Below are 24,011 nucleotides of genomic sequence, written 5' to 3'. Positions count from 1 at the left end.
GCAGTACTGATCCCAACGGGGGTTGAGATGTGCAAGGCGGTTCGGGCGCGGATGCGTGCCGTGGTGTGCAGGGTGCGTACGGCGCGGAGGGATGCGGGAATGGTCACCTCCGAGTACGCGATGGGGATCGTCGCGGCGGTGGCGTTCGCCGTGATCCTCTACAAGGTGGTCACCAGCGGGGAGGTCACCGCGGAGTTGCAGGGCATCGTGAAACGGGCCCTCGATGCGGGGGCGTGAGCGCGGGACGGACAGCGGGTTCGTGACGGCGGAGTCGGCCGTGGTGCTGCCCGTACTCGTGATGTTCGCGATGGCGCTGGTGTGGGGGCTGCTCGTGATCGGTGCCCAAATCCAGTGCGTGGACGCGGCGCGGACGGGCGCCCGCGTTGCAGCCCGCCAGGACCCGACCGATGCGGTGGTCAGTGTGACCCGTGAGGTGGCGCCGCGCGGAGCGAAGGTCACGGTCAGCCGGGAGGGGGACCAGGTCCGCGTGGCGGTGGTGGCGAGACCGCCTGTGCTGCACGGCCTGCCCTTCGAGGTGAGGGAAGAAGCCGTGGCCTTGGCGGAGGAGACGGTGGAAGGGACGGAGGCGGGGTGATGCGAGGCGACCCTTCGAGCTGCGGGGGCGCTGCCGACCGGGGGCCAGGATCCGACGCGGGTACGTCGGCTTGGTGGGCAGGGGGGTCGGGGTTGGCCACGCGCTGGCGGCACGGTGTGGGCTGTCGGGTCGCTGCCGAGTGTGGGACAGGATCCGGCGCGGGTGTGTCGGTTCGGGGGGCAGGCGGGTCGGGGTTGGCCACAGGCCGCCGACACCGTGCGGGGTGCGGGGCCGCTGCCGGGCTGCGGTCCGTGCTTCGCCGTCGAGCGGGCGTCGGCGGTGGGTTCGCACCCGGCCGGGGACATGCGCTCGCTCTGCGTTCCGACCGGGGTTCCGCCACCGTCTGGAGTATCGGGGCGATCGGTGTGCTGTGCGTCGTGTTCGGCGTCGTACTCGCACTGGGGCAGGCCGTCGTGACCCGGCACCGGGCGGCGGGCGGGGCGGATCTCGCGGCGCTCGCGGCGGCGGACCACTGGGCGGAGGGCGGCACGGCCGCCTGCGCCCGGGCCGACAGGGTGACCGGAGCCCAGGGTGCGCGTCTCGTGCGGTGCGTGGTCGTGGGCGAGGTCTCCGATGTGACAGTGGCGTCGGGACAGGGACCGTTCGTGGCCGAGGTCAGGGCACGAGCGGGGCCTCCGGGGTCTGCGGGGCCTCCGGGGCTGGCCGGGCTTCCGGGGCTTCCGGGGCTTCCGGGGCCTGAGCACGCGGGCCTTGCCGGGTCCGGAGAGCTCGCGGGGTCTGCGGAGCTTGCGAGACCACCAGGGCTCGGGGGGCGTTCGGGACGTGCGAGGCCTCCGGGACTCGCGGGCCCCGGAGGGTCGATCCCACCGCCCGGCCCGTCTGGTGCCACAGGTCGGGCCCCGTCGGCGGATGCTGCGGATTCGGCGCCGGAGGCTGGCCTTACGGCGTCCGCTCCGCCACCGCCGGCCCGCCGTCCGCCTCCTCCGCGGGCTTCTCCTCCGGCGCCCCCCGCAGGAGCACCGTGAGCAGCCGTACCGCCCCCCGTTTGTGCAGTGGGTCGTTGCCGTTGCCGCACTTGGGGGACTGGATGCAGGAAGGGCAGCCGGCGTCGCACTCGCAGGACGCGATGGCCTGGCGGGTGGCCGTCAGCCAGGCGCGGGCCGTGTGGAAGGCCCGCTCCGCGAAGCCGGCGCCGCCGGGATGGCCGTCGTAGACGAAGACCGTCGGGAGGAGGGTGTCGGGGTGCAGGGGGATCGACACGCCGCCGATGTCCCAGCGGTCGCACGTGGCGAACAGGGGCAGCATGCCGATCGACGCGTGCTCGGCGGCGTGCAGGGCGCCACCGAGGATCTCGGGGTTGATCCGGGCCTCGTCCAGCTGGTCCTCGGTGACCGTCCACCACACGGCGCGGGTGCGGAGCGTTCGGGGCGGGAGATCGAGTTTCGTCTCGCCGAGCACTTCGCCGGTGATGAGACGCCGACGCAGGAAGGAGACCACTTGGTTGGTGACCTCGACGGAGCCGTAGCAGAGGCGGCCGCTGCCCCAGGGGATCTCGGTGTCCGTCTCCAGGACGGTGATCGACGTCGTGTCGCGGGCCACCGTCGAATACGACGGGCTCGCCTGCTCGACCAGGGCGACCGAGTCCTCCAGGTCGAGGGAGCGCACCAGGTACGTACGGCCCTGATGCAGGTGCACCGCGCCCTCGTGGACGGTCGTGTGGGCGGCGCCCTCGTCGACCGTGCCCAGCAGCCGGCCCGTGCCGGCCTCGACGATCCGGACCGGCTGTCCGCCCCCGCCGCGGATGTCGGTCAGGTCGGCGGCCCGTTCCCGGCGGGTCCAGTGCCAGGCCTTCGTCCGGCGGCGTAGCAGCTTCGCGGCCTCGAGCTGGGGGAGCAGCTCCACGCTGGCGGGGCCGAAGAGCTCCAGGTCCTCGTCCACCAGGGGCAGCTCCGCGGCCGCCGCGCACAGGTGGGGGGCGAGGACGTACGGGTTGTCGGGATCGAGGACCGTGGACTCCACGGGCTGGTCGAACAGGGCCTCGGGGTGATGGACGAGGAAGGTGTCCAGCGGATCGTCACGGGCGATCAGGACGGCGAGGGCACCCTGGCCGGACCGTCCCGCCCGGCCCGCCTGCTGCCACAGGGAGGCGCGCGTGCCCGGGTAGCCGGCGATCAGTACGGCGTCGAGGCCGGAGACGTCGATGCCGAGTTCGAGCGCGGTGGTGGCGGCGAGGCCCAGGAGTTCGCCGGAGTGCAGCGCTTGTTCCAGGGCGCGGCGTTCCTCGGGGAGGTAGCCGCCGCGGTACGCCGCGACACGCCGCGCGAGTGAACGGTCGATCTCGGCCAGCCGTTCCTGGGTGATCACCGAGATCAGCTCGGCGCCACGCCGGGAGCGTACGAAGGCGACCGTGCGGACGCCCTGGACGGCGAGGTCGGTCAGCAGGTCGGCGGTCTCGGCGGTGGCGGTGCGGCGGACCGGGGCTCCCTTCTCGCCCTGCATCTCGGTGAGCGGAGGCTCCCACAGGGCGAACACCAGTTCGCCGCGAGGTGAGGCGTCGTCGGCGACCTCCACCACCGGGAGCCCGGTGAGGCGGCGGGCGGCCACCGAGGGCTCCGCGGCGGTGGCGGAGGCCAGCAGGAAGACGGGAGAGGCGCCGTACCGGGCGCAGAGGCGGCGCAGGCGGCGCAGTACCTGGGCGACGTGGGAGCCGAAGACTCCGCGATAGGTGTGGCACTCGTCGATGACGACGTACTTCAGCGACTTCAGGAAGGAGGACCAGCGAGGGTGGGACGGAAGTATGCCGCGGTGCAGCATGTCGGGGTTGGTGAGGACGTAGTTGGCGTACTGGCGCACCCACTCCCGCTCCTCGAACGGAGTATCGCCGTCGTACACGGCGGGGCGTACCGAATTGCCCAGCGGTTGTGAAAGTTCCTTCACTGAGCGGCACTGATCTGCCGCGAGGGCCTTCGTGGGCGCCAGGTACAGGGCGGTGGCGCCGCGTCCGTTCGGGGCCTCGGAGCCGTCCAGGAGCGTCGAGAGGACCGGGACGAGATAGGCGAGCGACTTGCCGGACGCCGTGCCGGTCGCGACGACCACGGAGTCGCCGTCCAGGGCGTGCTCGGCGGCGCGTGCCTGGTGGGCCCAGGGGTGTTCGATGCCGCAGGCCTGCACCGCGGCGATGACCTCCGGGCGAATCCGATCAGGCCAGACGGCATGGCGGCCCGCACGTGGGGGCAAGTGCTCCGTATGAGTGATGCGCGAAGCCCGGCTCGGCCCCGTGGCGAGCCGGTCCAGGATCTCGCCCGGCGAGCGGCGGGACACGGGGTCCGCCGGGGATCGATCGGATCGGTGATTCTTGGCCATCGGCACCGAGTGTGTCACTGGCGTGACGGACAATGGGACCAAGGCGTCGTGCACGCCTGCCGTAAGTGATTGAATGCCATCGCGGCTGGCGAACCGTCCAGGGGGCTCTGCCGAGGTGTCCCAACGGGCGACCGCTCGATAGCAAGGTGCTGGAGGATCCGTGGACCTGTCCCTGTCGACCGAGACCATCGGCGATCGCACGATCGTCAGGGTCGGTGGCGAAATCGACGTATATACCGCGCCCAAGTTGCGCGAACAGCTGGTCGAGCTGGTGAACGACGGCAATTTCCACCTTGTCGTCGACATGGAGGGCGTGGACTTCCTCGACTCCACCGGGCTCGGCGTGCTGGTGGGAGGACTCAAGCGGGTGCGTGCCCACGAGGGCTCGTTGCGCCTGGTCTGCAACCAGGAGCGCATTCTCAAGATCTTCCGTATCACCGGCCTCACCAAGGTGTTCCCGATCCACACCTCGGTCGAGGAAGCGGTGGAAGCCACCGACTGACCACCGGCCCGGGCGGACACAGTCCCGCCCGGGCTGTCAGCAATGAGTGAGGGGGCCCGGGGCTTTCGACGGCCCGGTCTCCCGACAGCACGCCCGTAGTTGCGAGGGGGATGCATGGCCACCGTTGAACTCCGCTTCAGCGCGCTGCCCGAGCACGTCAGGACCGCCCGACTGGTGGCGGCAGCGGTGGCGCGCAGGGCCGGAGTGGACGAGGCCGTCCTCGACGAGGTCCGACTCGCCGTCGGTGAGGCGTGTTCTCGCGCCGTCGGGCTGCACCAGATCGGCGGGATCACCGCGCCGGTGATGGTGCTGCTGATCGAGGAGGAGAAGCAGTTCTCCATCGAGGTCGGCGACGAGGCGCCGCACGCGGTCCCCGGCGAGCGGGGCTCCGGCGTCGCGGACGGGGAGACCGACGCGGAAACCGAGGAGGACGAAATGGGCCTCGCGGTCATCAGCGGACTGGTCGACGACGTGGAGGTCTCCGCCGGCGAGCACGGCGGACTGATCCGTATGACGTGGCCGACCACACCACCGGTCGCGGTGCTTTCCTGACGTCGCCGACGCCACTCTCGTATCGCCAAGGGCCCTGCTGAGCAGGGCCCTTGGCGTTTTCCGTGCGGCCGCACCGCCCGGCGCCGGTGAATTCGTGAAGGAATTCACGATCAATCCCCCGATAATTCGATCAAGCGTCAATGCCTTCGGGGCGTTACTCCTTTTGGGCGTGATCGCGCGATGTCGATCATTTGCTGCGGGGCATGCGAAGGCTAATTCCGATTCCCGCGTACTGTTTTGATCAGGTTCCGCTACCTACAATCCGTCCACATCTTGAGCTCAGCCCAAGCGTCAAGGAGGACGAATGGCGGGGCTTTCTACCCCTCAGCAGTTCGATCACCCCACAACCTTCGCAGCCGCAGTACTGACCGACGGCAACCGCGTCATGGTGATGGTCATCGCCCTTGTGGCGCTGGCGGCGCTCGTGGTCGCGGGCATCCTGGTACGCCAGGTGCTCGCGGCGGGCGAGGGCACCGACAGCATGAAGAAGATCGCGACGGCGATCCAGGAAGGCGCGAACGCCTATCTGGCCCGGCAACTGCGCACGCTCGGCGTATTCGCCGTGGTCGTGTTCTTCCTGCTCATGCTGCTGCCCGCGGACGACTGGAATCAGCGCGCCGGACGCTCGGTGTTCTTCCTGATCGGCGCGGGATTCTCGGCAGCCACCGGCTATATCGGCATGTGGCTCGCCGTGCGCAGCAATGTGCGCGTCGCCGCCGCGGCGCGTGAAGCGACCCCGGCGGAGGGCGAGCCGGAGAAAGATCTCACCGCCGTCTCACACAAAGCAATGAAGATCGCTTTCCGTACGGGCGGCGTCGTCGGCATGTTCACGGTGGGGCTCGGTCTGCTGGGCGCCTCCTGTGTGGTGCTGGTGTACGCGGCCGACGCGCCGAAGGTGCTCGAGGGCTTTGGCCTCGGGGCCGCCCTGATCGCCATGTTCATGCGTGTCGGCGGCGGCATCTTCACCAAGGCCGCCGACGTCGGCGCCGACCTGGTCGGCAAGGTCGAGAAGGGCATTCCGGAGGACGACCCGCGCAACGCCGCGACCATCGCCGACAACGTGGGCGACAACGTCGGCGACTGCGCGGGCATGGCGGCCGACCTTTTCGAGTCGTACGCCGTGACCCTGGTCGCCGCGCTGATCCTCGGCAAGGCGGCCTTCGGCGACTCCGGGCTCGCGTTCCCGCTGCTCGTACCCGCGATCGGCGTGCTCACCGCCATGGTCGGCATCTTCGCCGTGGCGCCCAGGCGGTCCGACCGCAGTGGCATGACCGCGATCAACCGGGGATTCTTCATCTCCGCGGTGATCTCGCTCGTGCTGGTGGCCGTGGCCGTCTTCGTGTATCTGCCCGGCACGTACGCCGACCTCGACGGCGTCACCGACGCGGCGATCAAGGCCAAGGACGGCGATCCGCGGATCCTCGCGCTCATCGCCGTCGCGATCGGCATCGTGCTGGCCGCGTTGATCCAGCAACTGACGGGCTACTTCACCGAGACGACCCGCCGTCCGGTGCGGGACATCGGCAAGAGTTCGCTGACCGGCGCGGCCACCGTCGTCCTCGCCGGTATCTCCATCGGTCTGGAATCGGCCGTCTACACCGCCCTGTTGATCGGACTCGGTGTGTACGGGGCGTTCCTGCTCGGCGGTACGTCGATCATGCTGGCGCTGTTCGCCGTGGCTCTGGCCGGCACCGGCCTGCTCACCACGGTCGGCGTGATCGTCGCCATGGACACCTTCGGACCGGTCTCCGACAACGCCCAGGGCATCGCCGAGATGTCCGGGGACGTCGAGGGCGCCGGCGCGCAGGTGCTCACCAACCTGGACGCCGTCGGCAACACCACCAAGGCCATCACCAAGGGCATCGCCATCGCCACCGCGGTCCTCGCGGCGTCGGCGCTCTTCGGGTCGTACCGCGATGCGATCACGACCGGCGCACAGGACGTCGGCGAGAAACTCAGCGGACCGGGCGCGCCGATGACGCTGATGATGGACATCTCGCAGCCCAACAACCTCGTCGGTCTCATCGCCGGCGCGGCGGTCGTGTTCCTCTTCTCGGGGCTCGCGATCAACGCCGTGGCGCGGTCGGCGGGTTCCGTGGTCTACGAGGTGCGGCGGCAGTTCCGTGAGAAGCCCGGGATCATGGACTACAGCGAGACGCCGGAGTACGGCAAGGTCGTCGACATCTGCACCAGGGACGCCCTGCGCGAGCTCGCCACGCCCGGCCTGCTCGCCGTTCTGGCGCCCATCTTCATCGGGTTCACGCTCGGTGTCGGCGCGCTGGGCTCGTTCCTGGCGGGCGCGATCGGCACCGGCACGCTGATGGCCGTGTTCCTGGCCAACTCCGGCGGTGCGTGGGACAACGCGAAGAAACTCGTGGAGGACGGCCACCACGGCGGCAAGGGCAGCGAGGCCCATGCCGCGACGGTGATCGGTGACACGGTCGGCGACCCCTTCAAGGACACCGCCGGTCCCGCGATCAACCCGCTGCTGAAGGTGATGAACCTGGTGGCGCTGCTGATCGCACCGGCGGTCATCAAGTTCAGCTACGGCGACGACAAGAGCATCGGAGTGCGGATCATGGTTTCCGTCCTCGCGTTCCTGGTGATCGCGGGCGCCGTCTACGTCTCCAAACGGCGCGGGATCGCCGTGGGGGAGGAGGACAAGGCCGAGCGGGTGTCCAACTCGGCTGGTACCGCGGTGGTTTCGTAGGCCGTCTTACGACGCTCTGCTCAAGGGGCGGGCGGACGGCGCGTGCTGACGCGTCGCCCGCCCGCCTCGTGCGTGCGTACGCCCTCGCCGTGAGCCTTCTCTCGCTTGGTGCAAATGGTGTGAATAATGGTCTTAGTGGATGTTCGACTCGCGGATGTAGCCCACATGGCGTGTATGTTCCGGGGCCGAGAGCCATGGAAGGGACCAATCCGGTGAACAAGAAGCTCGCGGCCGCACTGTCCGGCGGTGCGGTACTGGTACTGGCGTTGTCGTCATGCAGTAGCGGCGACGACAACAACGACAAGCTGGATGCCTGGGCCAAGCAGGTCTGCGACGCGGTGCAGCCGCAGGCCAAGAAGATCGAGGCCGCCAATGCCGCGATCCAGAAGGAGACCTCGGACAACAGCACGCCGGAAGCGGTGCGGAAGACCGACGCCGAGGCGTTCCAGGCCATGTCCGACGCCTACAAGGCGATCGGCACCGCCGTGAACAAGGCCGGGGCGCCGAACGTCGACAACGGCGCCAAGAAGCAGCAGAACGCCGTCACGGAGCTCAACGGCATCGCGTTGTCGTACGCCGGCCTCAGGAAGCAGGTCGACGCGCTCAACATCAAGGACCAGGCGAAGTTCGCCGACGGCCTCAAGGACATCGCCACCGAACTGGACAAGCTGAGCCAGAGCGGCAACGACGCGCTGAAGACGCTGGAAGAGGGCGACGTCGGCAAGGCGATGGCCGAGCAGGACAGCTGCAAGGCGGCCGCCGCCTCGACGCCCGCCACAGCGAGCTGAGGTCCGCCGGCGGCGAGTCGAAGTCCCGCGGCGGGGCAGCGGTGTCCGCGTCCCGCGGGTCACAATGGGGGCGTGAGTAACTCCGGCCTGCCCGCTCTGTCCGCCCTCCCGGCCACCGACCGCGCCGACGTCACCGTCCGGCTGCGGGACGCCCTGCTCGGGGCCTCCTTCACCGCCGACGGTCTGCTCGAGCTGCTCGGCGCCCCCGCGTACGCGGCACTCGCACGCAGTGAGACGGTGCCCGCCCTCCGGGCCACCCGGGGCGACACGCCGCTGGAGACGCTCGTACGGCTGTTCCTGTTGCAGCAACCCGTGCTCCACGCACGCGTGGCGGACGTTCTGCCCGTCGCCGAGTGCGTCGAGGCAGGCTGGCTGGTGCGCGTCGGCGCGGGCGCCGAGGACGCCGTCGCCGCGACGGTGGACGTACGGCCGTACGGCGGTCCCGACGGCGAGGACTGGTTCATCGTGTCCGACCTGGGGTGCGCGGTCGGCGGCGCGGGCGGCATCGGCAGCCGCGAGGAGGGGGTCGTCCTCGGGGTCGGCGGCGCCTCCACGACCCTCGCGGGCATCACGGTCCGTACGCCCGTCTCCGCCGCCCTCGATCTCGGCACGGGGTCCGGCATCCAGGCGCTGCACGCGGCACACCACGCCACCCGCGTGACGGCGACCGACCTCAACCCGCGCGCGCTGCACATCACCGCGCTGACGCTGGCCCTGTCCGGCGCCCCGGCCGCCGAGCTGCGCGAGGGGTCACTGTTCGAGCCGGTCCGGGACGACGAGACGTACGACCTCATCGTGTCGAACCCGCCGTTCGTGATCTCGCCGGGTGCGCGGCTCACCTACCGCGACGGCGGTATGGGCGGGGACGATCTGTGCCGCACGCTCGTTCAGCAGGCGGGGGATCGACTGCGTGAAGGCGGGTTCGCGCAGTTCCTCGCCAACTGGCAGCACGTGGAGGGGGAGGACTGGCAGGACAGGCTGAGGTCCTGGGTGCCGCGCGGGTGCGACGCCTGGATCGTGCAGCGTGAGGTGCAGGACGTCACGCAGTACGCCGAGCTGTGGCTCAGGGACGCCGGCGACCACCGGGCCGACCCGGTCGAGTACCAGGCGCGGTACGACGCGTGGCTGGACGAGTTCGAGGCACGCAAGGTGCGGGGCGTGGGCTTCGGCTGGATCACGCTGCGCAGGACGGACGCCGCCGTGCCCTCGGTCACCGTGGAGGAGTGGCCGCACCCGGTCGAACAACCGCTCGGCGACACCGTCCGGGCGCACTTCGACCGCCTCGACCACCTTCGGGAGCACGACGACGCGGCCCTGCTCGCGGGGCACTTCAGGCTCGCCCCGGAGATCGTGCAGGAGCAGGTCGGACTGCCCGGGGCCGAGGACCCCGAGCACGTGGTGCTGCGCCAGAACCGCGGCATGCGGCGGGCCACCAAGGTCGACACGGTCGGCGCGGGCTTCGCCGGCGTCTGCGACGGCACACTGAGCGCTGGCCGCATCCTGGACGCCATCGCCCAGCTGGTCGGCGAGGACCCGGTGCTCCTGCGCGACCGCACGCCCGCGCAGATCCGGCTGCTGGTGGAACAGGGATTCATCGAGCCGGTCTGAGCGGGGGAGCACCGGGGCAGCCCACCCCGCACGGCGAGAGCGGCACGGAGCGCGGCGGGGACGCGCGCGCGGTTTCCACCTGCACGTCAAAAAAGACAAAAGAAGACGACCGGAAAATTACCCGTGCCGGCTCGGTGCGGCGCCCGCCGGACGTCGAGGAGAGGGACGAACCGGGCAGCGGCCGGGGGAGTCCACGGCCCCGGCAGCTCCGCGTTCACCTCGGGTTCGCCTGCCCGCCGCCCGTGCGTGTCAGCCTCCACGGGCTGAGCACACCCGGACGGGAGAAAAGAGGCACGGGCGGCCATGGAAAGCGGACCGGCGATCTTCGCAGGAGTGGTGTTCGCCCTGTTCGGGGGCGGACTGCTGGTGTGGATCGCGGCGCGCGTGCGGCACCGCGAACCCGTCGCCCATGGTGTGAGCCCTGTCGCATCGGCGACGGTCGCGACGCTTGCCGCGGTGATCGCGCTGGCCCCAGACCTCCGGAATCGGGTTCTTGATCACTGTTGAGTCGGGGTGAGGTGGTAGGTGATCGGGCGGGGGTCGCCGGGGAGGTGGGGTGGGGTCTGGTTGATTTCGTCGATCAGCAGGGTCAGGGCGTGGGTCAGGCGGGGGCTGCCGGGTGGGTCGAGGGTGACGGTGATCTTCTTCGGCTGGTAGTCGAGGGTGCCGTGGAGGTGGAAGAGGCTGCGGGTCAGGGTCCGGTACTCGTTGTTGTCGCGCAGGTAGTTGTTGAGGCGGTCGGCGAGCCAGAGTTCGGTGTTGTAGGCCAGCATCCGCAGCACCATCTGGAGGGTGCGCCGCCCGGTCGCGGGCAGGGCACGCTGCCGGCCGGGGTGGAGCTGGTTGGCGGGGATCTTGACCGAGATCTGCTTCAGCTCGGTCTTGGCGGTGGTCAGGGCCTTTTTGGCCTCGTCCACGTCGGTGCGGGCGGCGGGGATCTGCTGGTTGATCTTCGCGACGGGGCGGAGCGGGGACTCGATGAGGCGGGCCAGGCGGCGTTCGGCGGCGGCGAGGTCCTTTTCCCGGTCGCGGACGGTCTGCAGGGCGGCGGCGCGGGCGGGGTTGTCGACCGGTGTGGTGTCATCGGTTTCGGTCATGCGGTAGTCGCACAGCCAGTCGATGCCGTGCAGGCGGGCCAGGTCCTTGATGGCGTTCTCGATCCGCCAGCGCGAGCGCAGCCAGGCAAGCAGCGACGCGGCGCCCGCGGTCATGTCACTGGTCAGCACCTGCAGTCGCAGCACCCCGTCCTCGAACAGGGAAAGCTGCCGGCACACTCCGTAGCCGTCGAACTCCACCAGCTCATCCGCCAGATACACCACCTCGCCCGATCCGGCTTCGGCTTCGGCTCCGGCTTCGGCTCCGGCTCCGGCTCCGGCTCCGGCTCCGGCTCCGGCTCCGGCTCCGGCTCCGGCTCCGGCTCCGGCTCCGGCTCCGGCTCCGGCTCCGGCTCCGGCTCCGGCTCCGGCTCCGGGGGAAGGGTAGGGGTGGGCGGTGGGCTTGATGAGGGAGATCTTCAGTTTGCCGCGCCGGTAGGTGATCCAGTCGGTCTCGAAGGACCGGCAGACGTTGAACACGCTCGCGTAGGCGCCGCCGCGGTCGAAGCCGAGCATCAGTTTCGCCGCGGGGCCGGTGATGGCCCGCAGTTGTTCCAGTGCCTCGGGCAGGGTCCGGGTCAGCCCCGAGGGCTCGCCGGTGAGGAACGCCACCGCGCGGCCCCGGTAGTCGGTGACGAGCGTGTCACCGTGGCCCTTCTGGGCCTGCTTGCGTTTGTTGTTCCAGCCCCGGCCCACCGGGCGGGCCCCGGCATAGGGCACGAAGTGATCGTCCACGTAGTACACGCCCAGCGCGGGCGCGTCCACGGCCAGCATCGCCGCGGCCAGCTGCCGCTGCACCGCCAGGGGATCGCACGCATCGGCGATCGCCGCCAGCTGCGGGCGCAGCGTGCGCAACTCCGGGAGGCGGGCCAGGCCCGCCAGCGCGCCGGCCTCCCGCCGGTCCAGCAGTTTCGCCCCTTCGAGCGAGGAGATCCCCAGCCCGAACGCCAACGTCACCGCGCACAACAACGCGGCGTCATCAGCCTCGCGCGACGAGGTCGTCCGCAACGAGGCGAAGGTATCCGGCACTCCGGAGCGGGCCAGGAACGCATGCCCCAGCATCGCCCCTGCATACCGCGAGCGGACCTGCCCAGCCCGCACACCCTCCAGCTCTGGAGCAGCGTCCCCGGCCGGCCCGGGCTGCTCCGCTCCCTCGGCAGGCAGCTGGAGTTCAGGTTGTGGCGCTATCGCGCCATGCCTGGCGAGCAGCAGGCTGATCTGGGAGCGGTGGATGCCCAACCGCGCCGCGATCTGTTCCTGAGACCATCCCTGACCGGCCCACCGCCGGGCCTGCTCCACTTGACGCGGAGACAGCTTCGGGCGCCGCCCCATCGGCTTGACCAGGCCGGCCGAGCCATCCCGGCGGGCCCGCCCGCGAAGCATCGACACGTACTGCGGGGTCAACCCGAAGGCGGTGGCCGCTTCCTGAACCGCGACGCCCGCATCAGTGACGGCCACCACCGCGAGATTACGCATCCCGCGATCCGCCGCGTCATACACGAACAACACCGACACACCGCGGCTGACCAGGCACTTCCCATCGACCTCAACCCGGCGCAGCACAGAGGGTTCCGGCATCCCCGGAAGCTCCAGCACGATGGTCTCGGTCACCAGGAGACCCTATCCATTCGCCAGCCATCTCAACAACTTTCACACAATCAGCACCGCAGAAAGCACGCAGGTCAGCGAGGTTATCCACAGGTCACTACCGGAGGTCTGGGCCCTCGGCACATGGTGCTTCACGCACCTCTGAGGAACGCGGCGAAGCCGTCGGCCGGGCTGTGACCTGGCCGCGAACGCGGTGAAGGGGAGGTCGCCCTCCGGACAGCCCCGAAAGGACCGGTGGGCACTCCGGGCGGCAGGAATGGCGGTAGTCGGGTTACCGTTCGAGTGGCCGTTGCGGGCTTTTCCCGTTTGACACGGGGGCGGGATGTACCGTCACACTCCGCAGCGTCACCATGACCCGACCCCGGGACGAAGGTCCCCTGGGAAGGCCCCAGCCTCGACCGGAGAGAAGAGCGAAGTTGTCCCCGACCAGCGAGACCGCACAGGGCGGCCGCCGACTCGTCATCGTCGAGTCGCCCGCCAAGGCGAAGACGATCAAGGGCTATCTCGGCCCCGGATACGTCGTCGAAGCGAGCGTCGGGCACATCCGCGACCTCCCCAACGGCGCGGCGGAGGTGCCGGAGCAGTACACCGGCGAGGTGCGCCGCCTCGGCGTGGACGTCGACAACGACTTCCAGCCGATCTACGTGATCAACGCCGACAAGAAGGCACAGGTCAAGAAGCTCAAGGACCTGCTGCGCGACTCCGACGAACTCTTCCTCGCGACCGATGAGGACCGCGAGGGCGAGGCCATCGCGTGGCACCTCCTGGAGGTGCTGAAGCCCAAGGTCCCGGTCAAGCGCATGGTGTTCCACGAGATCACCAAGGACGCGATCCGCGCGGCCGTCGCCAATCCGCGCGACCTCAACCAGCGCATGGTCGACGCCCAGGAGACCCGCCGCATCCTCGACCGTCTCTACGGCTACGAGGTCTCGCCGGTCCTGTGGAAGAAGGTCATGCCGCGCCTGTCGGCCGGCCGCGTCCAGTCGGTCGCCACACGACTCGTGGTGGAGCGGGAACGCGAGCGCATCGCGTTTCGTTCTGCTGAGTACTGGGACCTGACGGGCACCTTCGCGACCGGCCGCGTGGGAGATTCGTCGGACCCGTCGTCGCTGGTCGCCCGCCTCCAGGCCGTCGACGGCAGGCGGGTCGCGCAGGGCCGCGACTTCGACTCCCTGGGACAACTCAAGAGCGCGAACATCCTCCACCTCGACGAGGCGAACGTCCGCGCCCTGGCGGCCGCCCTGGAGAACACGCGGTTCGCCGTCCGCTCCGTCGAGTCGAAGCCGTACCGCCGCTCGCCGTACGCCCCGTTCCGTACGACGACGCTGCAGCAGGAGGCCAGCCGCAAGCTCGGTTTCGGCGCGAAGGCGACCATGCAGGTCGCCCAGAAGCTGTACGAGAACGGCTACATCACGTACATGCGTACGGACTCCACGACGCTGAGCGAGACCGCCGTCAGGGCGGCCCGCGCCCAGGTCACGCAGCTGTACGGCGCCGACTACCTGCCGGCCCAGCCGCGCACGTACGCCGGGAAGGTCAAGAACGCGCAGGAGGCGCACGAGGCGATCCGGCCTTCGGGTGATCGTTTCCGCACTCCGGCCGAGACGGGTCTGACCGGCGACCAGTTCAAGCTCTACGAGCTGATCTGGAAGCGGACCGTCGCCTCCCAGATGAAGGACGCGACCGGGAACTCCGTCACCGTGAAGATCGGTGGCAGGGCCGCCGACGGCCGCGACGTCGAGTTCAGCGCGTCGGGCAAGACGATCACCTTCCACGGCTTCCTGAAGGCGTACGTCGAGGGCGCCGACGACCCGAACGCCGAGCTCGACGACCGTGAGCGTCGCCTGCCCCAGGTCGCCGAGGGCGACGCGCTGACGGCCGAGGAGATCACGGTCGACGGGCACGCCACCAAGCCCCCGGCCCGCTACACCGAGGCCAGCCTCGTCAAGGAGCTCGAAGAGCGCGAGATCGGCCGCCCGTCGACGTACGCGTCGATCATCGGCACGATCCTCGACCGCGGCTACGTCTTCAAGAAGGGCACGGCACTCGTCCCGTCCTTCCTGTCCTTCGCCGTGGTCAACCTCCTGGAGAAGCACTTCGGCAGGCTCGTCGACTACGACTTCACCGCCCGCATGGAGGACGACCTCGACCGCATCGCCCGCGGTGAGGCGCAGGCCGTGCCGTGGCTGAAGCGGTTCTACTTCGGCTTCGGCGAGGGCTCCGGTGCGGGCGGCGCCGCGGACGCCGGCAACGGCGACGGGGACCACCTCGGCGGACTCAAGGAGCTCGTGACCGACCTGGGCGCGATCGACGCGCGCGAGGTGTCGTCGTTCCCCGTGGGCAACGACATCGTGCTGCGGGTCGGACGCTACGGGCCGTACATCGAGCGCGGCGAGAAGGACTCCGAGAACCACCAGCGTGCCGACGTGCCCGAGGACCTTCCCCCGGACGAACTGGGCGTCGAGCTCGCGGAGGAGCTGCTCGCCAAGCCGAGCGGTGACTTCGAGCTCGGTGCCGACCCGTCGACGGGTCACCAGATCATCGCCAGGGACGGCCGCTACGGCCCGTACGTCACCGAGGTGCTCCCCGAGGGCACCCCGAAGACCGGCAAGAACGCCGTCAAGCCGCGTACGGCCTCGCTGTTCAAGTCGATGTCCCTGGACACGGTGACGATCGAGGACGCGCTCAGGCTGATGTCGCTGCCGCGTGTCGTCGGCAAGGACGCCGAGGGCGTGGAGATCACCGCGCAGAACGGGCGCTACGGGCCGTACCTGAAGAAGGGCACGGACTCGCGCTCGCTGCAGACCGAGGACCAGCTCTTCACGATCACCCTCGAAGAGGCGCTGGAAATCTACTCCCAGCCCAAGCAGCGTGGCCGCGCCGCCGCCAAGCCGCCGCTGAAGGAACTGGGCGAGGACCCGGTCAGCGCGAAGCCGGTCGTCGTCAAGGACGGTCGCTTCGGGCCGTACGTCACCGACGGGGAGACCAACGCGACCCTGCGCTCCGGCGACAGTGTCGAGGACATCACCCCGGAGCGCGGCTTCGAGCTGCTCGCCGAGAAGCGGGCGAAGACGCCCGCCAAGAAGACGGCCAAGAAGGCGCCCGCGAAGAAGGCTCCGGCCAAGAAGGCGACGGCCGCAAAGAAGACCGCGGCCAAGACGACGACCGCGAAGAAGACGGCGGCCAAGAAGACGACGGCGGCAGCCAAGAAGGCGACGGCTGCGAAGACGGCGTCCGAGGACTGAGCCCGAGGGCGCGGTCCGGAGGCCGAGCCTCAGCCTTCGGGCCCGCCCGGAGGCCGGGCCCGAAGGTCTCCCCGGAGCCCGGGCCGACGGCACTGCGGTCGATGGCACCGCGGTTGACGGCACCGCGGTCGACGGCACGGGATCGGCGCGGGTTCGTCGTGGATTCTTCACGTCGGCTTCGCGAAAGGAACGCCCCGGCATCACTTTGGTGTCGGGGCGTGCGCACGCGTGGACGCGCGCCCCGTGCTGTCAGTTGGTCCCGATAGGCTGAAAGCATGACGCGAGGCGAGCAGCCAACGGCCCACCACCCGGCCCCCGACGACGCCCTTGTCGCGGACTCCCGCGAGCGCGCCGTTCGCGCCCTGCTGCGCCGGCCGCAGTTGAAACGGCTGTGGAGTGCGCAACTCGTGGGAGGTGTCGGCGACACCCTCGCCCTCCTGGTGCTGGTCGTTCTCGCCCTCCAGGCGGCGATCGCCGAGGGCTCGTTCGGCGGCGGGTACCGCGGTGTGGCGTTCGCGGTGGCGACCGTGTTCGGGGTGCGCATCCTGGCGACGCTGCTCTTCGGGGCCGTCCTCCTCGGCCCGCTCACCTCGCTCACCTCACACGAGGGCCCGCTCGACCGCCGCTGGACCATGGTCGGCGCGGACGGTCTGCGGGCCGCGGTGCTCATCGTGGCGCCGCTGTGGATCGACTGGATGCCCGACGACGCGCTGGCCATGATCCTGGTCACCGCGTTCGTCACCGGTGTCGCCGAGCGCTTCTGGACGGTGTGCCGCGAGAGCGCTGCGCCCGCGCTGCTGCCCGCCCCGCCCCCGGAGGGCGCGACGGTACGACCGCTGCCGGACCACCTGGACGCCCTGCGCAGGCTGTCGCTGCGTACGAGCTTCGTCGCCATTCCCCTCGCGGCCGCCGCGCTGGTCGTCGCCTCGCTCGTCAACAACCTGCTGGGCGCCGGGATCGACTGGTTCGCCCAGCACCAGGCAGCCCTCGCCTCCTACGTGGCGGCCGGACTGTTCGCCGCGTCCCTGTCGGTGCTGACCTACCTCGAACTCCCCGACACCCGTACGCCACGCGCGCGTTCACCCCTCGAGGGACTGCGGCGCCCCAGGACGGGCGCGGGCGTCGACAAGGGCCGCACCGGCGCGATCCCGCTGCTGGTGCTCGCCTGCGCCGCCGTCGCCGGGTCGGTGGCTGCCGCGGTCGCGGTGTTCGTGCTGCACGCCAAGGACCTGGGCGGCGGGCCGGTGACGTACGGCCTGCTGGTGTTCGCGCTGACCGGTGGAGTCGTCGTCGGCATCCGCACGGCGCCCTCCGTGCTGCCGACCCTGTCGCGGCGCCGGCTGCTGTCCCTGGCCATCGCCTTCACCGGTGTCGCCCTGCTGGCCGCCGGGCTCGTCCCGGACGTCACCAGCGTGCTGCTGATCGTCGCGCTGGCCGGAGCCGGCGCGGGCGTCGCCGCCAACACCGGGCACACGCTGCTGGACCAGGAGGCCGAGGAGTACCGCCGGCCCCGTACGACCGAGCACCTGCACGCGGTCGTACGGGTCTCGGTGGCCCTGGGCGCGCTGCTGGCGCCCGTGGTGGCCGCCGCCGTCGGGCCGCACCGGCTGGAGAGCGGCAAGTTCGTCTTCGCGCACGGTGGCGCTGCGTTCACGCTGATGCTGGTCGGCGCGCTGCTGCTGCCGGTGGCCGCGCTGGTGCTGGCCAAGATCGACGACCGGTCCGGCGTGCCGCTGCGGCACGACCTGCGGGACGCGCTGCTCGGCGGCGACGACCCCGTGCAGGAGCCGACGACCGCCGGTTTCTTCATCGCCCTGGAGGGCGGTGACGGCGCCGGGAAGTCCACCCAGGCCGAGGCGCTCGCCGAGTGGATCAGGGCCAAGGGCCACGAGGTCGTCGTGACGCGCGAGCCGGGGGCGACGCCGGTCGGCAAGCGGCTGCGCTCGATCCTGCTGGACGTGTCGAGCGCGGGCCTCTCGCACCGGGCGGAGGCACTGCTGTACGCGGCCGACCGCGCGGAGCACGTCGACACGGTGGTGCGGCCCGCGCTGGAGCGTGGCGCGGTGGTCGTCTCGGACCGTTACATCGACTCCTCCGTGGCGTACCAGGGGGCTGGGCGTGACCTGTCCCCGACCGAGATCGCGCGCATCAACAGGTGGGCGACGGACGGACTGGTACCGCACCTGACCGTCCTTCTCGACGTCTCGCCGGAGATCGCGCGCGAGCGGTTCACCGAGGCGCCGGACCGGCTGGAGTCGGAGCCGGCCGAGTTCCACGCGCGCGTGCGGTCCGGATTCCTCACGCTGGCCGCGTCCGACCCGGGGCGCTACCTGGTCGTCGACGCCGGCCAGGAGCCCGAGGCCGTCACCACGGTCGTCCGGCACCGGCTCGACCAGATGCTGCCGCTGTCCGAGGCCGAGGTGAAGGCCCAGGAGGAGGCGCGCAAGGCCGCCGAGGAGGAGGCCCGGCGCAAGGCCGAGGAAGAGGCCGCCCGCAAGGCCGAGGAGGAGCGCCTGGAGCGTGAGCGCCAGGAGCAGCTCGAGCGGCTGCGCGCCGAGGAGGAGGAGCGCAAGCGGCGCGAGCTGGAGGAGGCGCAGCGGCGCGAGGCCGAACGGCAGGCGGAGGAGGCCCGGGTGCGGGCCGAGGAAGCGCGCCGTCGGGCGGACGAGGAGCGCGCGCGACTGCTCGCCGAGGAGAAGGCACGGGCCGAGGAGGAGGCCCGGCGCCGGGCCGAGGAGGAGCGGCGGCGCAAGCAGGCCGAGGAAGAGGCGCGGCTGCGGGCCGAGGCCGAGGAACGGCGCTTGGAGAAGCAGCGCAAGGCCGAGGAGGCCCTGCTGCGCGCCGAGGAGGCGCGCCGGCTGGCCGAGCAGGCCACGGCCGCGGCCAAGGCGGGCCCGCGGCCGCCCGCGGCCGTCCCGTCGGACGCGGCGACGGTGCCGACGCCGCTGGTGGCGCCGACGAACGCGTCGGGCGGGCCGGTGGACGAGACGGCCGTGTTGCCCCCCGTGCGCGACGAGCAGGCCGACAGCCCGTCCTCCGGGACGGCTTCCGGGGGAGCCTCCCGGGTGCCGGACGCGGAGGTGACGGCCGAACTGCCGCAGCCGCCGGTGGCGCCCGGTGCGGCGGACGAGACGGCCGTACTGCCGCCGGTGCCGCCCCGCGCGGACGACGAGACGGCCGTACTGCGTCCCGTGAAGCCGGGCGACGCGGACGAGACGGCGGTGCTGCCGCCGGTCCCGCCGGGTGCCGCCGACGAGACGGCGGTACTGCCCCCGGTTCGTGGGGACGGTCCGGACGACCGGGTTCCGCCCGGGTTCTTCCGGGACGAGACGACGGGAGTACGGCCGGACGGGACCGAGGGCCGTACGCGCGAGCTGCCCCAGGTCGACGCGGACGGGACGCCGCAGCGGCGGGCGCGGTCCGACTGGGCCGAGGAGACGCCGCTGGACGACCTGCCCACCCTGGCGGACGAGCTGCTCGGACCGCGCGAGGACGACGAGGACCAGGGTGACCAGCGGGGTCGGGGCCGAGGGCGGGGACGAGGGCGTCGGGACTGAGCGCCTGGGCGTCGTCTCCCAGGTGGTGACTCTCGCGGCTCCGGGGCATTCGACCGCTCACGGCGGCCGCGAGCGGGGCCGGACGGGTGCCGGGGCCGGACGTGCGCAGCTTCCAAGCCGGCTCATGGCGGGCGCGAGCCGGGCCGTTCGTGAGCCGGGGGCCGGACGTGCGAAGCCTCCGGGCCGTCGTGCCTCGGCTTCCACGCCGTCGCCGGGGCGGAAGGCGAGGCGGGCAGGCCGTCGGACCGCGTTGTCAGTGGCACCACGCACAATGGATCCCGCACCGCGAATCATGACGAAAGGGCGGGGTGAGGCATGACCGTCTGGGACGACCTGGTGGGCCAGGAGAACGTGAGCGAGCAACTCGGCGCCGCCGCCCGGGATGCCGACGCCCTGGTCACCGCGATCGCCACGGCCGCGCCGCCGCCCGAGGCGTCGAAGATGACGCACGCCTGGCTGTTCACCGGCCCGCCCGGCGCCGGGCGGAACCAGACGGCGCATGCTTTCGCCGCCGCGCTGCAGTGCGTCAGCCCCGACCGCGCTCTCGGCGGAATCCCCGGCTGCGGCTTCTGCGACGGCTGTCATACGGCGCTGATCGGCACTCACGCCGACGTCACCACCGTCGCCGCCGTCGGCAGCCAGATCCTCGCCGACGACATGCGCGACACCGTCCGCAAGTCGTTCACCTCGCCGGCGAACGGCCGGTGGCAGGTCATCCTCGTCGAGGACGCCGAGCGGCTGAACGAGAAGTCGGCCAACGCCGTCCTCAAGGCCGTCGAGGAACCGGCGCCCCGCACGGTCTGGATGCTGTGCGCCCCCTCCATCGAGGACGTTCTGCCGACCATCCGCTCCCGCTGCCGCCACCTGAACCTCTCGACGCCGTCGGTGGACGCCGTCGCCGACATGCTCGTCCGCCGGGAGGGCATCGAGCCGGCCGCAGCCATGGCCGCCGCCCGCGCCACCCAGGGGCACGTCGACCGGGCCCGCCGTCTGGCCACCGACCCGGCCGCCCGCGAGCGCCGGGCCACCGTGCTGAAGCTGCCCCTGCGCGTCGACGACGTCGGCGGCTGCCTCAGGGCGGCCCAGGAACTCGTCGACGCGGCCGCGGAGGACGCCAGGCAACTCGCCGAGGAGCGGGACGGCAAGGAGACCGACGAGCTCAAGGCGGCGATGGGAGCGGTCCAGGGTGGCCGGATGCCGCGCGGCACGGCGGGCGTGATGAAGGACCTGGAGGACAAGCAGAAGCGCCGCAGGACCCGTACCCAACGGGACAGCCTCGACGTCGCCCTGACCGACCTCACCGGCTTCTACCGCGACGTCCTCGCCCTCCAGTTCGGCTCCCGGGTGGCGATCGCCAACGCCGACGCCGAGGACGCCCTGGAGCGGCTGGCCCGCAACACCTCACCGGAGTCCACCCTCCGTCGTATCGAAGCGATCGCCGCCTGCCGAGACGCCCTCGACCGCAACGTGGCCCCGCTGCTCGCGGTGGAGGCGATGACGATGGCGCTGAGAGCGGGCTGACCGCAGACCGCCTGGCCGGCGCCAGACCGCCCGGCCGGAGCCCGCCGGTCGGCACCCGCTGGTCAGCGGCTTTAGGTCCGCAGGTTGACGAGGTAACTCGTACGAGGCAGAGTGCGCACGCACGGCATCCGTCCTGTCGCACAGCGTTACGCTCGCTGGATGCACATCAGGCGAAACGTCCGCCAGTCCCGTTCCCGTCAGCGCGTCCCCGCCCGCACCGCCCGTGCCGGCGGCGTCCTGCTCGCCGCCGCCGCGCTGCTCGTCTCCGCCTGCTCCACCGGCAGTTCGACGAGCTCCGCAAGCTCCGGGGCGGGGGCGGCGCTGGCCGCGCTCCCGCAGGCGACACCGTCCACGCTTGCGGCGTACTACGGCCAGAAACCGGGCTGGCGCAGCTGCGGAGTCCCCGGTTTCGAGTGCGCCACCATCAAGGCGCCGCTCGACTACGCAGACCCGTCCGCCGGTGACGTACGGCTCGCCGTGGCCCGCAAGAAGGCCACGGGGCCGGGTAAGCGGCTCGGCTCACTGCTGGTGAACCCGGGCGGGCCCGGCGGCTCGGCGATCGGCTACCTGCAGGCGTACGCCGGGATCGGCTACCCGGCGGACGTCCGCGCACGGTACGACATGGTCGCCGTCGATCCGCGCGGAGTCGCCCGCAGCGAGCCCGTCGAGTGCCTGGGCGGACGGGACATGGACACGTACACACAGACGGACGCCACGCCCGACGACGCGAAGGAGACCACCCGGCTCGTCGACGCGTACCGGAAGTTCGCCGAGGGCTGCGGTGCGGACGCGCCGAAGCTGCTGCGCCACGTGTCCACCGTCGAGACGGCCCGCGACATGGACATCGTGCGGGCGGCACTGGGCGACCCGAAGCTGAACTATGTGGGGGCGTCGTACGGGACGTTCCTCGGGGCGACGTACGCGGGCCTCTTCCCCGGCCGTGTCGGACGGATGGTCCTGGACGGCGCGATGGACCCGGCGCTTCCCGCCCGGCGGCTGAACCTCGATCAGACGGCGGGCTTCGAGACGGCGTTCCAGTCGTTCGCGAAGGACTGTGTGCAGCAGACGGACTGCCCCCTGGGCTCGAAGGGCACGAAGCCCGCCGAGGTCGGCAAGCACCTCAAGGCGTTCTTCGAGAAGCTGGACGCGCACCCGATTCCCACCGGCGACGCGGACGGCCGCAAGCTCGGCGAGGCCCTGGCCACCACCGGCGTGATCGCGGCGATGTACGACGAGGGGTCCTGGGCCCAACTGCGCGAGGCGCTGACCTCGGCCATGAAGCACAACGACGGTGCGGGCCTGCTCGTCCTGTCCGACAGCTACTACGAGCGTGACGCCGAAGGCCGCTACACGAATCTGATGTTCGCCAACGCCGCCGTGAACTGCCTCGACCTCCCGGCCGCCTTCTCCACCCCCCACCAGGTACGCGGCGCGCTCCCGGCCTTCGAGAAGGCGTCCCCCGTCTTCGGCGAAGGCCTCGCCTGGGCCTCCCTGAACTGCGCCTACTGGCCGGTGCGAGCCACGGGTGAGCCGCACCGCATCGAGGCGAAGGGCGCGGCGCCCATCGTCGTGGTCGGCACCACCCGGGACCCGGCGACCCCCTACCGCTGGGCTCAGTCCCTCTCCCGCCAGCTCTCCTCGGCCCGCCTCCTCACCTACGAGGGCGACGGCCACACCGCCTACGGCCGCGGCAGCACATGCATCGACTCGACGATCAACACCTACCTGCTCCGCGGCACCCCACCTGCGGAGCGCAAGCGCTGCTCATAGCGCTCGCCGGTGGGAGGCTCGACTCGCAACGGCTCCCGCGTCGGGAGACCACAGCCCGCGGCGGCTCCTACGAGGAGAAACCCCAGCTCATCGCGGGTCCGGCGAGGCCAATTCCCTGTCCGCCGCAGCCGCGGTCGGCCCCGGAAACCCCACCCTCGGGGCCGGTACGGAGCACCCTTGGAAACTGTGTAGACTTACCGACGTTGCTGACCGCACCATGGTGCGGTCAGCGCGCCGCCTTAGCTCAGATGGCCAGAGCAACGCACTCGTAATGCGTAGGTCTCGGGTTCGAATCCCGAAGGCGGCTCTGTGGAAGCCTCAGGACTCACTCGCCGTGACCTGGGGCTTTTGCTTTTGGTGGATGCGGCGGCGACTGCGCACGCAGGGCGTCTTGCTGTTTGCGATCTCGATTCCGGTCTCACGGGGGCCATGGAGAGCGGGAGCGGTTGTTCCCGAGTCTGCTCACTCGCGAGCCCACCAGCAGGCGCTTTCCGTGGTGCGGAGTGTCATGAACGGGTAAAGATCCTTTTCGGAAAACCGGCCAGACCGGGACAGTCCCGATTAATTCAATCTTCACCTTTCTTTGCTCCTGTTACTTTCACCGGCGGCCCTGGAAGCACCACGACCACCAGGGTGAACAAAAAACGGGAGAACACATGCGCAAGTTGGCAGTCGGCGTGCTCGCCGGCGGGATCTTCGCCCTGAGCGCCGGGACCGCGATGGCGGTCTCGTGGCACACCATTCCGACGCTCACCACGGGGGGCGCATCCTTCACGGGTGGCCAGTACGCGTTCTGGCCCTCGGGGCAGAACCACGGCGCCTTCGAGTGGAAGGGCAAGCTCAACGACACCGACAACGGTGACGGACACAACGTCTACATGCAGGTGCGGGTCGAGGGTTACGACTGGAGCCGCTACAACGGCAAGCAGAGGAGCTCCGTCCCCCTCGATCAGCTGAACTGGGACGGCGCCGCCCTGCACACCGACGACGCGTACATACGCGTCTGCCGTGACAAGGGCTCGCTGAACCCCGACAACTGCTCACCGACCAAGCATTACCAGAGGTAGTCGGGCACTCCGGCAAGATCGCGGGCCCAGGGTGTCCCCCTGGGCCCGCACGCTTCTTTGGGGGAAGCCA

15 protein-coding genes, 1 tRNA gene and 1 pseudogene are annotated in these 24,011 nt (G+C 70.9%); 15 read left to right on the top strand and 2 right to left on the bottom strand.

Annotation, left to right across the window (positions count from 1 at the left end):
• Nucleotides 1-27: 27 nt before the first annotated feature.
• The 3 genes and pseudogenes from OG985_RS21675 to OG985_RS21665 form a co-directional block, all read left to right on the top strand.
• Nucleotides 28-237 carry a DUF4244 domain-containing protein gene (locus OG985_RS21675; protein WP_371669992.1) on the top strand — a complete coding sequence of 70 codons (210 nt, stop codon included), beginning with the start codon at nucleotides 28-30 and terminating at the stop codon, nucleotides 235-237.
• Entirely contained in the window at nucleotides 224-595 is a 372-nt protein-coding gene (locus OG985_RS21670) for a TadE family type IV pilus minor pilin (RefSeq protein WP_371669991.1), read from the top strand. Before OG985_RS21675 ends, OG985_RS21670 begins: the two co-directional genes overlap by 14 nt.
• Nucleotides 596-909: 314 nt before the next feature.
• Nucleotides 910-1,251, top strand: a pseudogene (locus OG985_RS21665) (Rv3654c family TadE-like protein); the annotation flags it as partial.
• Between the two features lie 244 nt (nucleotides 1,252-1,495).
• On the opposite strand, the gene OG985_RS21660 reads toward OG985_RS21665, so the two are convergent.
• Nucleotides 1,496-3,919 carry a DEAD/DEAH box helicase gene (locus OG985_RS21660; protein ID WP_371669990.1) on the bottom strand — a complete coding sequence of 808 codons (2,424 nt, stop codon included), beginning with the start codon at nucleotides 3,917-3,919 and terminating at the stop codon, nucleotides 1,496-1,498.
• A 160-nt stretch (nucleotides 3,920-4,079) separates the two neighbouring features.
• Between OG985_RS21660 and bldG the strand changes: the two genes are divergently transcribed.
• The 6 genes from bldG to OG985_RS21630 all read left to right on the top strand — a co-directional run bounded on the left by bldG (nucleotide 4,080) and on the right by OG985_RS21630 (nucleotide 10,586).
• Nucleotides 4,080-4,421, top strand: coding sequence for an anti-sigma factor antagonist BldG (gene bldG, locus OG985_RS21655; protein ID WP_356037354.1), 342 nt, complete (start codon nucleotides 4,080-4,082; stop codon nucleotides 4,419-4,421).
• Between the two features lie 114 nt (nucleotides 4,422-4,535).
• Nucleotides 4,536-4,973 carry an ATP-binding protein gene (locus OG985_RS21650; protein WP_371669989.1) on the top strand — a complete coding sequence of 146 codons (438 nt, stop codon included), beginning with the start codon at nucleotides 4,536-4,538 and terminating at the stop codon, nucleotides 4,971-4,973.
• Nucleotides 4,974-5,277: 304 nt separating this feature from the next.
• A complete protein-coding gene (locus OG985_RS21645; protein WP_371669988.1) occupies nucleotides 5,278-7,683 on the top strand; it encodes a sodium-translocating pyrophosphatase in 2,406 nt (801 codons plus the stop codon).
• 194 nt (nucleotides 7,684-7,877) lie between these two features.
• A complete protein-coding gene (locus OG985_RS21640) occupies nucleotides 7,878-8,471 on the top strand; it encodes a small secreted protein (RefSeq protein ID WP_371669987.1) in 594 nt (197 codons plus the stop codon).
• A gap of 72 nt (nucleotides 8,472-8,543) precedes the next feature.
• Nucleotides 8,544-10,079 (top strand): methyltransferase, encoded by a 1,536-nt coding sequence (locus OG985_RS21635; RefSeq protein WP_371669986.1) that lies wholly within the window; start codon nucleotides 8,544-8,546, stop codon nucleotides 10,077-10,079.
• Between the two features lie 303 nt (nucleotides 10,080-10,382).
• Complete coding sequence (locus OG985_RS21630; protein WP_371669985.1) at nucleotides 10,383-10,586, top strand: hypothetical protein; 204 nt, start codon at nucleotides 10,383-10,385, stop codon at nucleotides 10,584-10,586.
• On the opposite strand, the gene OG985_RS21625 is transcribed toward OG985_RS21630, so the two are convergent.
• Complete coding sequence (locus OG985_RS21625) at nucleotides 10,577-12,784, bottom strand: putative transposase (RefSeq protein WP_371669984.1); 2,208 nt, start codon at nucleotides 12,782-12,784, stop codon at nucleotides 10,577-10,579. The genes OG985_RS21630 and OG985_RS21625 overlap by 10 nt on opposite strands.
• Before the next feature lie 413 nt (nucleotides 12,785-13,197).
• Between OG985_RS21625 and topA the strand changes: the two genes are divergently transcribed.
• The 6 genes from topA to OG985_RS21595 all read left to right on the top strand — a co-directional run bounded on the left by topA (nucleotide 13,198) and on the right by OG985_RS21595 (nucleotide 23,941).
• Nucleotides 13,198-16,026 carry a type I DNA topoisomerase gene (gene topA, locus OG985_RS21620; RefSeq protein WP_371669983.1) on the top strand — a complete coding sequence of 943 codons (2,829 nt, stop codon included), beginning with the start codon at nucleotides 13,198-13,200 and terminating at the stop codon, nucleotides 16,024-16,026.
• Nucleotides 16,027-16,301: 275 nt separating this feature from the next.
• A complete protein-coding gene (gene tmk / locus OG985_RS21615; RefSeq protein WP_371669982.1) occupies nucleotides 16,302-19,583 on the top strand; it encodes a dTMP kinase in 3,282 nt (1,093 codons plus the stop codon).
• Nucleotides 19,584-19,898: 315 nt separating this feature from the next.
• A complete protein-coding gene (locus tag OG985_RS21610) occupies nucleotides 19,899-21,104 on the top strand; it encodes a DNA polymerase III subunit delta' (RefSeq protein ID WP_371669981.1) in 1,206 nt (401 codons plus the stop codon).
• Nucleotides 21,105-21,263: 159 nt separating this feature from the next.
• Entirely contained in the window at nucleotides 21,264-22,874 is a 1,611-nt protein-coding gene (locus tag OG985_RS21605) for an alpha/beta hydrolase (protein ID WP_371669980.1), read from the top strand.
• A gap of 233 nt (nucleotides 22,875-23,107) precedes the next feature.
• A tRNA-Thr gene (locus tag OG985_RS21600) sits at nucleotides 23,108-23,181 on the top strand.
• 349 nt (nucleotides 23,182-23,530) lie between these two features.
• Nucleotides 23,531-23,941 (top strand): hypothetical protein, encoded by a 411-nt coding sequence (locus tag OG985_RS21595; RefSeq protein ID WP_371669979.1) that lies wholly within the window; start codon nucleotides 23,531-23,533, stop codon nucleotides 23,939-23,941.
• Nucleotides 23,942-24,011 lie beyond the last annotated feature (70 nt).

It is taken from the genome of Streptomyces sp. NBC_00289, from assembly GCF_041435115.1.
Classification (GTDB): domain Bacteria; phylum Actinomycetota; class Actinomycetes; order Streptomycetales; family Streptomycetaceae; genus Streptomyces.
This window is presented reverse-complemented; position numbering and strand designations above follow the sequence as displayed.